The organism is Parabacteroides sp. AT13 (assembly GCF_002272965.1).
GTDB classification, from domain to species: Bacteria; Bacteroidota; Bacteroidia; order Bacteroidales; family Tannerellaceae; genus Parabacteroides; species Parabacteroides distasonis.
Map to the genome: position 1 here is coordinate 1,923,084 of NZ_NQMH01000001.1, position 15,526 is coordinate 1,938,609.

The following is a 15,526-nucleotide window of genomic DNA, read 5'->3' on the forward strand; positions in this document are numbered from 1 at the left end:
ACAAGATTAATACCGCATGGAAAAAGGATTGCTACATAAACAGATTATGGATTTTTTTGTCCGTAATTTCGACGTCAGGCAGGACAAAGAGGATGAACTGGACACGATAGAATCTATTAAGAAGGGAGTCGAATTTAAGGGGACAAATTTATGGGTACTTATTTTCGCTACATTTGTGGCCTCTCTCGGATTGAATACGAACTCTACGGCCGTGATTATCGGCGCCATGCTGATCTCGCCGTTGATGGGACCGATCATGGGATTCGGCTTGGGATTGGGAATCTCCGATTTCGAGTTGATCAAGCGTTCGTTCCGTAATTTCGCTACCGCTACTATTTTTAGCGTGATTACCTCCACCTTATATTTCTTGATCTCACCGATCAGCGAGGCGCAAAGCGAGTTGCTTGCCCGTACGCAACCTACGGTATACGATGTATTGATCGCTTTCTTCGGCGGTCTGGCCGGAATCGTGGCGAGCTCGACAAAGAGTAAGGGTAACGTGATTCCGGGTGTGGCTATCGCTACGGCTTTGATGCCTCCGCTTTGTACGGCTGGATTCGGGTTGGCGAGTGGCAATTTGTATTACTTTTTCGGCGCTTTTTATCTGTATTTTATCAATACGGTTTTTATCAGTTTAGCTACGTTTGTCGTCGTTCGTTTGTTGAAATATCCGAAGAAGGTTTTCTTGGATAAACAAAGGGAAAAGATCGTGACTCGTTACGTGGGTATCATTGTTTTTTTCACGATCGTGCCGAGCCTTTTCTTGAGTTATAACTTGATCCGGAGTAGTTATTTCAATGATCGGGTACGCAATTTCGTATCGGAGGAGTTGACTTTCCCGAATACGCAAATCTTGAATAAGGTCGTTACGGATACGAGCGAGAAAAAGGAGGTGAAAGTAGTCTTGATCGGCCAGACGGTACCGGATGAGATGATCGCTAACGCCCGGGCTAAATTGCCTAAGTATGGATTGAAAGATGTGCATTTAGTCGTGCAACAAGGCTTCGGACAAGAGGCCACGGATATCAATGAGTTGAAAAGCCTCTTGATGCAGGATTTATATAAGAATAGCGAGGAGGTGCTACGTGCGCAGACCATCCAGATAGATTCGTTAAAACGACAGGTTGACAAATATCAGAGTTATAGGCGTTTGACATCCGAGTTGATCCCGGAGATGAAGGTTCTTTTCCCCTATGTAGTCGAGGCTTCTTGCTCGAATACGTATATCGTGAATACGGAGACGGCGAAGCCGGATACGGTTATGCTGGTTTATCTGAAAAGTAAGACGATCATTAAAGATGCGGAACGTAAGAAGATCAAGGAATGGCTGTCGGCTCGTGTGGAAATGAAAAATATTAAATTACTAATCGAATAATTTAGACTAATCAGAGTAGAATGAAGTTGATGAAAAGAGTGTGGGCGGCTTTGTTGCTTTTAGCCGCTTCCGGTCAGTTATATGCCGATGAGGGCATGTGGGTGCTGAAGGAATTGAATAAGCAGAATTTGGCGAGAATGGCCGAGTTGGGTTTTACCCCATCCTATGATCAGTTGTATAGTGAGACGGATCCTTGCGTGGCGAACGCCGTGGTAATCTTCGGTGGCGGATGTACCGGTATTACGGTCTCTAACGAGGGGTTGATCTTCACGAATCACCATTGTGGTTTTGGAGCCATCCAGCAGTTGAGTAGTGTGGAGCACGACTATCTGAAAGATGGTTTTGTCTCTCAAAGTAAACAGGAAGAGCTTCCGGTTCCGGGCTTGACGGTACGTTACCTGAAAGAGACCGTAGACGTGAGCGATCGTATCAACAGCCAGATCTCCGGTATCGAGGATGAGTTCCAGCGTTTATCCGCCGCCGATTCTATCGGTCGTGTGATTTGTGATTCCGTGGGAAATAATGAGTTCCTAGCGGCTGATGTTGTTCCTTTCTATAGCAATAATAAATATTTCTTGGTGGTGTACGATGTTTATCGTGACGTGCGTATGGTTTTCGCTCCGCCTAGTTCTATCGGTAAGTTCGGTGGGGATACGGATAATTGGATGTGGCCCCGCCATACCGGTGATTTTTCCGTATTTCGTGTGTACGCCAACGCGGATAATAAACCGGCGGAATACAACGCGAATAATAAGCCTTATACCCCGAGATATGTAGCTGAGGTGTCCATGCAAGGCTATCAAGATAAAGATTATGCCATGACAATCGGTTTTCCGGGAAGCACGGATCGTTATTTGTGCTCTTGGGGCGTGCAACAGCGTATCGAGAATAGTAATAAGCCCCGTATCGAGGTGCGTGGCATCAAGCAGGGCATCTGGAAAGAGGCGATGTTGGCTAGCGACGCCGTACGTATCAAATATGCCTCTAAGTATGCGGGAAGCTCCAATTATTGGAAGAACTCGATCGGTATGAATAAAGGATTGGCGAATCTAAACGTGATCGAACGTAAACGTGCGGAGGAGACGGCCTTCGCTGATTGGGTAGCGAAAGATCAGGCCCGGGGCGCTAAATATGGCGAGGTCTTGAATTTGCTGGAAAAAGGATATACCTCGACCAATAAATATAGAGAGGCTTTGACCTATTTGAATGAGGCGTTTTCTAGTGGAGCGGAGATTATTCGTTTGGCCCGTATGGTGCAATCGGTGGATATTGAAGGAGCTACCCCGGAAGAGGTTACTGTCTTTTTAGAGGATCGTATCCAACCGTTCTTCAAGGATTACGAGCCGTCTTTGGATCAGAAGGTACTGGCCGCGATGATGAAGATCGCGAAAGAACGTGTATCTCCGGAGTTCTTGCCGGATATTTATACGAGCGTTGATAAGAAGTATAAAGGAAATTATGAGAAATATGCGGCGGATGTATTTAAGAAGACTTCCTTATTGTCGTACGACAAGATCGCCGAGATGTTGAGAAATCCGAAGCAATATGAGAAATTGAGAAAAGATCCGGCGGCGGAATTGAGCTTGTCCGTACTGGTGTCTATCTTCCAGTTACAGCAGTTGATGGGTGATGCGGAGTATGATATCGCTAAGGGAGAACGTTTGTATTTCGCTGGCTTGAAGGAGATGTATCCGGAGAAAGCTTTGTCTTCCGACGCTAATTTCACGATGCGTTTAAGCTATGGTTCTATCGGAGGGTATCGTCCTTATGATGCCGCATGGTACAATTATTACTCAACGGATAAAGGTATCCTAGAGAAAGAGGACCCGACGAGCGATGAGTTCTGGGTACAACCGGAGATACTGGATTTGGTTCGTAGCCGTGATTTCGGACCTTACGCGAATGAAAAAGGGGAATTGCAGCTGTGCTTCCTCTCGAACAATGATATCACTGGTGGTAATTCCGGTAGCCCGGTATTCGATAAGAACGCCCGTTTGATCGGACTCGCTTTCGATGGAAACTGGGAAGCGATGAGTGGCGATATCGCCTTTGAGCCGGATTTGCAACGTTGTATCGGCGTAGATATTCGCTATGTCCTTTTCATGATCGATAAATGGGGTAAGTGCCCGAGGTTGATTGAGGAGTTGAAGCTGGTTCGATGAGAGAAAAAAGAGATGGGCATCCGTGATTTCCGCGGATGCCCATTCTAAGGAGCTTATGATGCCCATCGTAAGGTGCTTTGAATACCTATTGTAACAACCTTACGATGGGCATTGTAATATCCTATACGACAGGAAAGTTCTAAATGCCTAATTTAGACTTGATTGCTTTTGGTATCGCATCCTTATGTACCATGATATAGATCGTCTTGGCACGGACAAAACTATCGGACATGTTCAAGTATCCGCCGAAGGCATTACGCTCGGTTCCCCAAGAATTCTTCGTGATATAATATTTCGTGCCGTTTTGATCCTTGGCGATGCCGGTAAGGTGCATCAAATGATCGTCGGTCGTGACGAACGCCTCGAAGCCTTCTTGACGGACCTGCGGGGTGACGTTTACTTCCGGGAAAGGTTTCTCGAATTTGTAGACTTCCTCCAGACGTTCTTTCTCGTCCATTTTCTCAAAGCGAGCACGGTCGGTAGTCGAGTAATCTTCCACCTTCTTTACCTCAGGGTTGATCGCCACGCCATTCTTGAAAGAGAAGCCTTTCTCGCTCACGTCGCCATCCCAACATACCGTGTAACCGTTATTCAACGCATAATCCGCTACTTCCATCATTTCATTCAATGGTAGGTTATACATTTGCGCATGCTCCCAGTTATCGGGAACCTCTACCTCGAATTTCTGGTAATACGGATGATGCGTGAAGCTTGTCAGTTCGATATAATCGTCCATATTCAACCCTAGGGAGGCGGCGAATGTCTTCGGGGTATATTCCTTGCCTTGATAGGTGAATTTCTCCGGAAGCTTGCCTAGGTAGGTATCGAATAGGTTATCGATTAGTTTGTAATATTCCGGGCTCCGTTTTTTCATATCCACGGCGGTCGTTGCGATCGCCTTGATGTATTTTACCATCTCGGCATGATTGTGCCGGTCGGAATCGTAGTTGATACCCGAGTACACCTCTTCGGGAACGATACCTACTTGGTTGAAAGCGTTCATGAAGGTGTGGGAGAGACTTCCTTGACCGATATTACCTCTACCTTGGCGGACATAATTATCCTGCAACTGGTTCATGTATTTCTGGCGGACGATAAACATCTCGGAGAGATCGTACGTCCCTTTTCCCATACGGAGTAATTCGGACTCCATGAAAGAGGTCGTGGCGAAACACCAGCAGGTTCCCGTGGATGCTTGATTCTTGACTGGCGTGGCGGGTACCTTTACTACATCCGTAAATTGGTAGCCTTGGGCGAATGTGCTCAAGGAGCCTAACGCTAAGGCGCATGATAGAATGAATGTTCTCATTGTATATGAATTTAAGTTTATATTATTATTGTAGAGACGGGGCGTGCCTCGTCTTTACTATCGGATGTGGTGATTAGAAGCCTCTTTCGAATTGGGTCCAGAATGAGTCTCCCATTTCTCTCCAGCGTAGCATCGTGGCTCCGGCGAAATCGGCGGTATATCCGGTTAGGTATTCTTTTGCGGCCTCCTCACCTTGTTGGGTAAGAATCTCTTTGTAACGGCTCTCTACGAAAGGAAGTTCTGTCTGCCCTTTCTCCGTAAAATGGGCGATAGATGCTTTCATACGATCTTTAGTCGCTCCCCAACGTACGGTGGCGAGTTTGTTGGCACGACGGAAAGCCCATACGGCGGCATCTTCCCGGTAACGGTGCTGTCCGCAAACCTTGAAGCAAGCCGGGAGATCTTTCGTCCCACAGAAGATGGGGATGCGGGGGCTTTGTCCGGGATTATCATAGGCCATCCAAACCACGCCGCCTACCGCGTCGGGCAGCCAGTCACGCAATTGGATCACGGTAGAGTAGGAGCATTGCGGCACGGCTACAAGGCGGTAGCGTTTCACGGCATCCGGTCTGAGTCCGTTTAACATGTTTACCATATCCGTAGTCATCCACGGATTCGCTACCGGGCTGATAATGGTATCTGTCTCGTTACTATCTTTTTTCTTGACGGCGACTTTCAGGTTCTTCGTCATATCATATTCCGTCCCCTCATACGTCTCGGAGAGAAGGGCCATCACGTCGGTCACGTCAACCGGTTTTTCCGGTTTTACGCTGATCGGAAGTTCCTCGGCATCATAAGAAAGATGCAAGGATGGCGCCAGCTTATTCAAAATGAAAAACTCACGGATGCTGAAGGATTTCAATTCTCCCGAATAGTTCCCGCCGCCATAGGCCTCCCAGAAGCGGAACGGTTTCTTCCCGTCCCAGAAGCCCATGCGCTTGGCTACCTCGAATACGTTGGCGGAAGCCATGCAATTCTCCTTGTCGCTCGGATCTACCTTGGAGATACGGGGGATATTGGCCGATACGCCCACATGATCGTCGGGGATGCGGATCGCCGCCCATACGCCACCGATCTTATCCGGACCCTCGCCGAAGACCTCGAAATGCCATACCTCTTTCGGATCCGCTATCGTAAGGCACTCGCCCCAGTCGCCATATCCGTATTTCTCGATCAACTCGCCCATTAAGCGGATCGCGTCACGGGCGGTCGTGCAACGTTGCAAGGCGATTCGCTGAAGTTCCTCGATCATGAACATACCTTTCTTGTTGACAAGGGCTTTCCGGCCGGTGATCGTTGTCTCGCCGATACCCAACTGCTTCTCGTTGAGGCAGGGATAGGCGGTGTTGAGGAATTGATACGTAGACCGCGCTTCGGGCAGCGTTCCTTTCGCGATCATCCCCCGGGTTCCCTCGGCGTATTCGGTATGCATACGTCCGGTATAGACCGTGGTTGTCGTATCGTGATCGTACGAGGCGGAAGGTACGATATCCATCCAAGTGCGGTAATTGCTATCGCAGGTGTGGCTGGTCATCACGGAACCATCCGCCGAGGCTTTTTTCCCGACCATGATACTCGTACAACTCTCCGGGTTTAACACCGGCTCCGGATACTGGATCTGTTGCGCCACGGAAACGGATAGGCTGGCGTAAAGCATGATTACATAGGTAAAAAGTTTTTTCATCTTTCTTGTATTTTAAATGTTTGTATCAATTGTCCGAGAAGATTTTTATGACCGTAAATATACGATTTATTTGTTAATTCTTGAATACGATACGACTATAAGCATGGTATAAGACGGAACAAGTCTACTAAAGTCATGAAATTATATATTAGGTGAAAGTGAGAGCGTGCTAAGAAAGGCGGATTGCCCTAAAATCACTTTCTGGGCAATCCTATAGGTTATTTCAAATATGAATAAAACGAATGGCCTATTCACGTCCTCCGCCTAAGGCTTGATAGAGGTTAATAACCCCTTGGATTTCCGTGAAACGATTAGCCACTTGGGTTAGTTGGGCATTTAATAATCCTTGTTGTGCTGTGAGTACTTCTAGATAGGTTGTCGTTCCGTGCTGCATAAGTAGGGAGGTACTTTTATAGGCTCTTTCGAGAGACTCTATCTGTTTTTCAAAGTACACAGCCTTGTCACGTGCTGTATGATATTGCACCAAAGCATCGTTAACCTCGGTTCCTGCGTTCAGTAAAGCTTGCTCAAAACTCAACCGGGCCTCTTCTTGTTGCGCTTTGGTGATTTTCAGTTGTCCTAGAAGTTGTCCTCTGGCAAAAAGTGGCTGGGTGAGTGAGCCTACTGCCGAGGCCAGAAACTTACCCGGATTGGTGATGACTGCACCTGCCGAGTTAGTCCAGCCGGCCGAACCACTTAGGGTAATAGAGGGATAAAAAGCGGAACGGGCTTGATTAGTGGCGTAAAATGCACTTTCCAGAGCATGTTCCGCTGCCCTTACATCAGGGCGGTTTGATAATAAATAGACGGGTATGCCTACTGAGAAATGTTTCGGCAGTTGCTGGTTTTCCAATTCACCTCTTTGTATGGTATGAGGTGTATCAGCCAGTAACAATACAAGGCTGTTCTCTACCTGATTGATTTGTTCTTTCAGGTCGAGGATGGATGTACAGATGCTGTAGTACGTAGCTTCCATTTGGGAAACAGCTGTTTCGTTTACTATGCCTGCATTCATTAAGGCACGGGTGGAATTGACCGTCTCTTTCCAGGAGGAAGCGGTTTGCTCTGAGATCTTCAACTGAGCATCCAGCATAAGCAGGGAATAATAAGTATTAGCTATTCCGGCGATTAGCTGTGTACGTACCGCTTGCCGATAATCTTGACTTTGTGCGTAAAGAGCTTGCGCCTGCTTTTTGGCATTGCGCATTTTACCAAATATATCCAGTTCCCAACTGGCTGTTATCGGAATCGAATAAGTCTGTGTAGCCTTATGGGAGTCGAAACTGCTCACCGCTCCTTGAGGAGCGAAAGCGAAGGCAGGCAGGAAAGCTAGCTTGGCTGACAGTAAAGCTGCTTCAGCCTCCTCTACACGGAGTTGTGCGGAACGATAGTCTGTGTTGTTTGCCAGGCCATGCTCAATGAGTGTTTGGAGCTGCGGGTCGGTGAAGACCTCCCGCCAGCTCATGTCTCCCAAGGATACAGTATCCGTTTGAGCGGTGGCCTCTGAGCCGTACAGATCTGCGGAAACCTCAGAAGCCGGTTTGTATTTTGTATATATACCACAGCTGTTTAACATAACGCATGATACAGCTAGTGTGATGATATGTCGTTTCATTCTTTTTCTATAATTGTAATTAATGGGATTCTCCCGATTTATTTATGATTCTCGCGTTCGTTTGCGCTCTTTTCTTGCTCTTGCAATACTTGTAGGTCTGCCTCTACTTCCATCGGCTTGCGGATCTTCTCTTGTAAGAACTCGAAAGCGATGTAGAATACTGGTACAACGAAAAGCAAGGCCAATGTACCGATAGCCATACCGCCGACTACACCAGTACCCAACGAGGAGTTACCGTTGGCGCCGGCTCCACTCGCAAACATCAACGGAAGCATACCGAAGATCATCGTCAATACGGTCATCAAGATAGGACGCAGACGTACTTGGGCGGCGGAGTAGGCTGATTCGATAATACCCATGCCCTTCCGACGGCGTTCGATGGCATATTCCGTAATCAAAATGGCGGTTTTTGCCAATAGGCCGATTAACATAATTACACCGGTTTGTAGATAGATATTGTTTTCCAATCCGAATAACTTAGCGAAGAGGAATGACCCCATCAATCCGAAAGGTACGGAAAAGATGACAGCGAACGGGATTAGGAAACTTTCGTATAGGCATGCGAGAATCAAGAAAATCAACAGGATACAGATCGCATAGATGAATATAGTCTGTGTACCTCCGGATGCTGCCTCTTCACGCGATATACCTCCATATTCGTAGCCATAACCGGCAGGTAGGCTCTGGTTGGCTACTTCTTTGATTACTTGCTGCACCTCTCCCGTTGAGTAACCCGGAGCTGGGTTCACGTTTACGGTAATGGCACTGAATAGGTTGAAGCGGTTCTCCACTTCTGATCCCATAATCCTCTTAAGAGTGACGAACTGACTGATAGGAGCCATCTCCGTCCCGTTGCGTACGAACATATTGTCTAATGCTTGCTCATCGAGACGATATTCAGGAGAGGCTTGCAACATCACGCGATACACTTTACCGAATTGGTTATAGTTGGAAATATAGGCACCACCGCAATAGCTACCGAGAACATCCAATACGGAAGCGGGCGAGATACCGGCTCGTTTACATTTGGCGGCATCTACATCTACAGAGATCTGCGGGAAGTTCATGGCGTAAGAGCTATAGGCCATCGCTATTTCCGGGCGTTGGTTCAAGGCTCCGAGGAATTGTAATACTGAGTTATAGAAAATCGTCTTATCGCCTCCGGTCTTGTCCTGCATGTTCAACTCAATGGAGTTACCCATGCCGTAACCCGGGATCATACTAGTTTGGAAACTAAAGATCTGTGCTTCCTTGATTTGATGGAATTGTGCGTTGAGCCGGGCAATCACCGCATCGGCGGTGTGCTCTTTTCCCTTACGCTCATCCCAGTCTTTCAGTCGGATGATAACCGAACCGTAAGAGGCTCCTTGTCCGGAGATAAGCCCATAACCGGCAATGCGGGCATAATGCTCGATCTCTGGCGTACTTTCCAGGATTTTTTCTATTTTGGCCATTATTAGCTTGTTTTCTTCTAGCGTGCTACCCGGAGCGATGGACATGTTTACCATGATCGCACCTTGGTCTTCTTGAGGGACCAAACTGGTTTTTGTGGTCATCATCATCCAGACCAACAGCACAAGCGTAGCGATTAATGATACCCATACCATCCAACGATGGTGGATGAAAAACATCACGCCTTTCTTATATTTTTCTAGCACAGCGTTGAACGAGGCGTTATAAGCGGCACGTACACGGCCGTTGATACTCTTGGTACTCTTGTTGCCATCGGATGGACGCATCATAATAGCGCAAAGCGCCGGGCAAAGTGTCAAAGCCGAGATCATGGAGATACCAACGGAAGTTGCCATGGTCACACCAAACTGAGTATAGAAAATTCCGGATGTACCTCCCATGAAAGTTACAGGGATGAACACTGCCATAAATACGCAGGTACAAGAAATGATCGCCATGGTAACATCGCCCATGGCATCTTTAGTCGCTTGATAGGGCGACTTATAGCCGACGTCGAATTTCGCCTGTACCGCTTCTACTACGACGATCGCATCATCCACCACCGTACCAATAGCCAATACCAACGCAAAAAGAGTCAAGATGTTGATACTAAATCCTGCCGCAACCAAGCAAGCGAAGGTTCCGACCAATGAGACAATGATCGAGATAGAGGGAATTAACGTACTCTTGAAATCCTGCAAGAAGAAGTAAACCACTAAGATCACGAGAATGATTGCGACGATTAGGGTCTCCACCACATTATAGATAGAGGCGAAGAGGAAGTCATTGGAACTCATCATAGTCATGAAAGAAGTTCCTTTCGGCAGATCCTGCTCAAGTTCGTTCAGCAAGTTGGTGATCTGTTCGTTCACGGCGGTAGCGTTAGAGCCTGCGGTCTGGAAAATCAAGAAGGTTACGGCTGCTTTACCATCCATTTTATTATCGAATCCATAAGTCAAAGTTCCGAGCTCTACATCTGCGATATCCTTTAGCCGTAGGACTGATCCATCATTTTGTGATCGGATGACGATCTCCTTAAATTCGTTGACATCTTTTAGGCGTCCGCGGTATTTCATCGTGTATTGGAATACGTTTTGTGAGTTCTCGCCTAATTGGCCTGTTGGAGCTTCCAGGTTCTGTTCGCCTAGTACGGCAGTTACGTCTGATGGTACCAATCCATATTGAGCCATACGATCCGGCTTGAGCCAAATACGCATACTGTAAGCATCACCTAACATCATCACATCTCCCACACCTTCGATACGTTTGATTTGTGGAATAATGTTAATGTCCAAGTAGTTGGCAAGGAATGTTTGGTCGTAGCGACCATCATCACAGACTAATGCGTCGATCTGTAAGAAACTCGTCTGGCGTTTTTGAGTGGAGACACCAATCTTGGTTACCTCGGCCGGTAGTAAGCCTTGTGCCTTAGAGACTCGGTTCTGCACATTAACCGCTGCCATGTCGGGATCAGTTCCCTGTTTGAAGAATACCTCGATAGTTGCAGTCCCTGCGTTTGTAGCGGTAGAAGTGATGTACATCATATTTTCCACACCATTGATGCTTTCTTCCAAAGGCATGATGACACTGTTCATCACAGCGTTGGCATCTGCGCCGGTATAGGTAGCTGATACATTTACTGTTGGCGGAGCGATATTCGGATATTGCTCAACAGGTAACGAGAAAAGCGAAATCAGCCCGACTACCAAGATCAGGATGGAAATGGATATAGCCATAACAGGCCGTTTGATAAATATATTCCCTTTCATAATGCACTGATTTCTTTTTATTTAACTTGTGTTCCCTCACGTACCAATCCGGCTCCTTGTGATACGATTTCTTCACCGGCTTTCAGTCCGTCTAATACGACATACTCGCGTCCATCGTTCAATTCAGCTACCGTGATCAAGGATGAGACTGCTTTGCCATCCACTACTTTATATACCATTGTTTTATCCTGTAGACGTATTGTCGCTTCCTGTGGGATTACGATACAATTCTCATATGTACTGGGGATGATTACCGCTCCAGAGGCTCCGCTATGTAGTAGGCGTGCCTCGTTTGGGAAGACAGAACGGACGGTTACCGTACCGGTCTGGCGATCGATCACGCCGCTGATCGACTCGATCTTTCCTTTATGTTCGTAGATGGAGTTGTCATTTAGTCTAAGTTCTACTTCCGGCATGTTCTTCAGTGCGTCATCCATGGAACCATATTGACGGGTCAAGGATAAAAGCTGGTTCTCATTCATAGAGAAATACACATACATGTTCGAGTTGTCGGATACTGTAGTCAATGGCTGTGGAATATTGGCGCTGACTAAGGCTCCGACCCGATAGGGTAACGCTCCTACCACTCCGTCACTCGGACTTTTTACTTCGGTATAAGAGAGGTTGTTGCGGGCGTTTGTCTCTTGAGCCTCAGCTTGTGCCAAAGCTGCTTGTGCGGTGAGATAACTGTTCTCGGAGGTCTTTAGGCTGAACTCTGATACTACTTTCTGGGCATATAGCTCTTTATTGCTGTTGTAGGTTAATTCCGCCGTGGCTAAGCCTGCCTTTGCTGATTTAACGTTGGCTATAGCCGTATTCAAGGCTGCCTTGTAGGGTACTTGGTCTATGACGAAAAGAATTTGTCCTTTCCGGACTTTCTCACCTTCTGTTACGCAAAGGCGCTCGATAGTTCCGGATACCTGTGGATAAATATCGATATCCTGCCGTCCACGGATCGTGGCTGAATAAGAGGTAGAGAATTTCTTGTCACTTACTGTTATTTTCATTGTTGCATAATTGGCATTCATTGGAGCTTGAGGTGTTTGTTTGCAAGACACCAATACTGCCGTAAAACCGACTAATCCTATTAGTCTCATCCATTTTGAACTCATAACCATTTGTATATCCTTTTAAAATTCCGCGCAAAGTTAAAAGGAGATAGCTCATTTTTATATACCAAATGTGCTGGTGAAGTGTTCTGATTGTAATATCTTGTAGTATGGTTTCTCAAAAAGAAAGTATGAGATGCTTTTATAGCTTATTTATAAGATGCTTTCTGTATTGGGTAGGCGACATACCCGTGTGTGCCTTCACGTATTTCCCGAAATATGAGAGATTGGGAAACTCCAAATAATTGGCTATTTCCTTAATGGATTTTTCAGAGTATTTAAGTAGCTCGGTGATATCCTCTATGATAAATTCATTAATGATATCGAAAGCTGTCTTTCCACATACCTGTTTACATATCACCGAGAGATATTTGGTAGTGATAAAGAGCTTATCCGCATAGAAAGAGACGGAGCGTACTTTTACTTTTGATTTAGATAGTAATTCTATAAATCGATTGAATAAAAGATCGCCTTGCTTGAACATCGTGTTGTTTCTGGATATACAATATGTATCCAAATTACCTAGCAACTCATAGAATATAGCGCTGATAAGGGCAGACATGATCCCTTTCTGATAAGGATTGTCTGTTGCTTTTATCCTGGAACCAATTAATTTATGATATAATTCGAAGATTTGTGCTCCCTTTTGTCCTATTGGCAGGACTGGGTTTTGTTCGAGATAAAAAAACTTGTCTCGTGTGCCACCACCCAAGCTGACTAATCTCCTGACTATATTCATGGAGATAGCGATCCCCTTGCATTCCAAATCATCACTACCGATAGCATTGCGAAGTACGGTCAGAGGAAGGCAACACAGAACTTCGTTGGCTCGGATTATCCGTGTCTTGGTATTCACGTCTACTTGCAATGTGCCTTTTGTGCATATCAACAATTTTAATGCGTCAATCTTGACAGGCTTGGCATGGGGCACATGAGGAAGGCGGAGGCGATTGGCAAATGCTATATCTCCATCAATATAGTCAAGCACAGCGTTTTGCGATAAATCTTCTATGGTTAGCTGACGTACTAGTTCTGTTTGCATGTCTTCAGGACTTTTTCCAGTTTTGGCAAAAATAAGGAATTAAGTACCACAAACTTTGTAGGTACGCATAATTTAAGACCTTTATAACCTTAATTAAAAAATGAGCCCGGTTCGATGCCGAGCTCATTAGGAAGGGTTATGAATATCTATTTTTATTTACTGCGTTTTTTCTTTCCACGAGGAGCGTCCTCATAGAATTTACGCTTCGGTTTGTCATCGCCACGGCCGGAACGTCTACCGCCACGGTCTCCACGGTCGCTTTCCCGGCGGCTGTCTCTGCCTCCTCTACCGCTATCCCGTCGGTCTCTGAAACCGTTTCCGCTACGGCTACCTCCACGGCTACCACGACTGCCTTTACCACCTTCGCCTTTCGCTTGCGCCGGTTCTACGGAGATACGTCGTCCGTCTACCTCGAAGCCGTTCATCGAGTCCATGACACGGTTGGCTTCTCCCTCTTCTACCTCGAAGAATGAGAAATTATCACGTAAGTCGATACGACCGATACGAACCTTACCCGGTACACACTTATTAACCAACTCTATAAGTTGAGGAGGTGTAAGCTCGTCTGTCTTTCCAAAGTTGATAAAGAAACGGGTGTAGCCTTCTTCCGCTTCGCCTCTACCACCACGTTTGCCTCTTTCTCTTGGGGCGCTCTCGTCTACAACCTCGATATCATCGTTATCTTTATAATAGTCGATCATCCGGTTGAACTCCAAGGATACGACACGCTTGATGATATCTTCCTTATCCAGCCATTCCAATTTACGGTAGATAGAAGGCATCAAACTAGCGATTTCCTCCTCGTTCACTTTCACTTTCTCGATCTGGTCCACCAAGTTGAACAATTGCTTCTCACAGATTTGCTCACCGGTAGGCATCTTGCCTTTATCGAATTTCTTGTTAATGATTCGTTCGATCTCGCGGATCTTGCCTTTTTCCCTTACGTGGCAGATAGAGATAGCGATACCCGTTTTTCCCGCACGGCCCGTACGTCCGCGGCGGTGGGTATAAGATTCTACCTCATCCGGCAGACCGTAATTGATTACATGGGTTAAGTCATCCACGTCCAAACCACGTGCGGCTACGTCCGTAGCGACCAATAACTGGATATTCTTGATACGGAACTTCTGCATCACGTAATCACGTTGCGCTTGGCTCAGCTCGCCGTGCAAGGAGTCGGCGTTATAGCCGTCTTGAATCAATTTATCGGCGATCTCCTGTGTCTCCTTACGGGTACGGCAGAAGATGATACCGTAGATGTTCGGGTAATAATCGGCTAGACGTTTCAACGCGAGATATTTATCCTGCGCACGAACCATGTAATAGATATCGCGGATATTCTTGTTTCCCTCGTTCTTCCTGCCAATGACGATCTCTTTCGGGTCCTTCATGTATTTCTTGGTGATAGAGGCAATCTCTTTCGGCATGGTAGCGGAGAAGAGCAGCATATTGCGGTTTTCCGGTATAGCCGCCAAGATCTCGTTGATACTGTCGGTGAAACCCATGTTCAACATCTCGTCCGCCTCATCAAGAATGACGTTCTTTACGTTGCTTAAGTCAACCGTCTTGCGGTTCATCAAGTCGATCAAACGTCCCGGGGTAGCCACTACCACGTGTACGCCTCTCTTCAGTGTCTTGATCTGGCTCTCTATACTGGAACCTCCGTATACAGGGAGAACCTTCAGGTTATCGATGTATTTAGAATAATCGTTCAAATCGTCCGCTATCTGTAGGCAAAGCTCGCGTGTCGGACAAAGGATAAGCGCTTGAGGCTGATATTGAGAGACATTGATCTTTTGCAGGATCGGCAGGCCGTAAGCGGCTGTCTTGCCGGTTCCTGTTTGTGCCAATGCGATTACGTCGTTATCTTCTCCCAGTAAGAAAGGAATCACTTCTTCCTGTACGGGCATGGGCGATTCGTAGCCCATCTCTTGGATTGCCTTTAATATCGGTGCGGCAACTCCTAATTCTTCAAATGTTTTCAAAATGCGATTGTGTATATATGATAA

The 15,526-nt window shown here is 46.5% G+C and carries 9 protein-coding genes; 2 read left to right on the plus strand and 7 right to left on the minus strand.

Features of this window, described 5'->3' with window-relative positions; genetic code table 11:
- Positions 1 to 16: 16 nt before the first annotated feature.
- Positions 17 to 1,375: a TIGR00341 family protein gene (locus tag CI959_RS08055; protein WP_009016492.1), complete on the plus strand. Its 1,359-nt coding sequence runs from the start codon at positions 17 to 19 to the stop codon at positions 1,373 to 1,375.
- 29 nt (positions 1,376 to 1,404) lie between these two features.
- Positions 1,405 to 3,537 (plus strand): S46 family peptidase, encoded by a 2,133-nt coding sequence (locus CI959_RS08060; protein ID WP_349217380.1) that lies wholly within the window; start codon positions 1,405 to 1,407, stop codon positions 3,535 to 3,537.
- A gap of 139 nt (positions 3,538 to 3,676) precedes the next feature.
- Here the strand turns inward: CI959_RS08060 and CI959_RS08065 are convergent, their stop codons facing one another.
- The 7 genes from CI959_RS08065 to CI959_RS08095 form a co-directional block, all read right to left on the minus strand.
- Positions 3,677 to 4,846 (minus strand): aminopeptidase C, encoded by a 1,170-nt coding sequence (locus CI959_RS08065; RefSeq protein WP_057317651.1) that lies wholly within the window; start codon positions 4,844 to 4,846, stop codon positions 3,677 to 3,679.
- 73 nt (positions 4,847 to 4,919) lie between these two features.
- Positions 4,920 to 6,530: a dipeptidase gene (locus CI959_RS08070; protein ID WP_005860559.1), complete on the minus strand. Its 1,611-nt coding sequence runs from the start codon at positions 6,528 to 6,530 to the stop codon at positions 4,920 to 4,922.
- 247 nt (positions 6,531 to 6,777) lie between these two features.
- Positions 6,778 to 8,145: a TolC family protein gene (locus CI959_RS08075; protein ID WP_005860561.1), complete on the minus strand. Its 1,368-nt coding sequence runs from the start codon at positions 8,143 to 8,145 to the stop codon at positions 6,778 to 6,780.
- A gap of 38 nt (positions 8,146 to 8,183) precedes the next feature.
- A complete protein-coding gene (locus CI959_RS08080) occupies positions 8,184 to 11,366 on the minus strand; it encodes an efflux RND transporter permease subunit (protein ID WP_005860563.1) in 3,183 nt (1,060 codons plus the stop codon).
- 17 nt (positions 11,367 to 11,383) lie between these two features.
- Entirely contained in the window at positions 11,384 to 12,484 is a 1,101-nt protein-coding gene (locus tag CI959_RS08085) for an efflux RND transporter periplasmic adaptor subunit (RefSeq protein ID WP_005860565.1), read from the minus strand.
- Positions 12,485 to 12,617: 133 nt separating this feature from the next.
- Complete coding sequence (locus CI959_RS08090) at positions 12,618 to 13,517, minus strand: AraC family transcriptional regulator (RefSeq protein ID WP_005860567.1); 900 nt, start codon at positions 13,515 to 13,517, stop codon at positions 12,618 to 12,620.
- Between the two features lie 152 nt (positions 13,518 to 13,669).
- The gene (locus CI959_RS08095) at positions 13,670 to 15,445 is read right to left on the minus strand and encodes a DEAD/DEAH box helicase (protein ID WP_057317676.1); all 1,776 of its coding nucleotides are present in this window, start codon (positions 15,443 to 15,445) and stop codon (positions 13,670 to 13,672) included.
- Positions 15,446 to 15,526 lie beyond the last annotated feature (81 nt).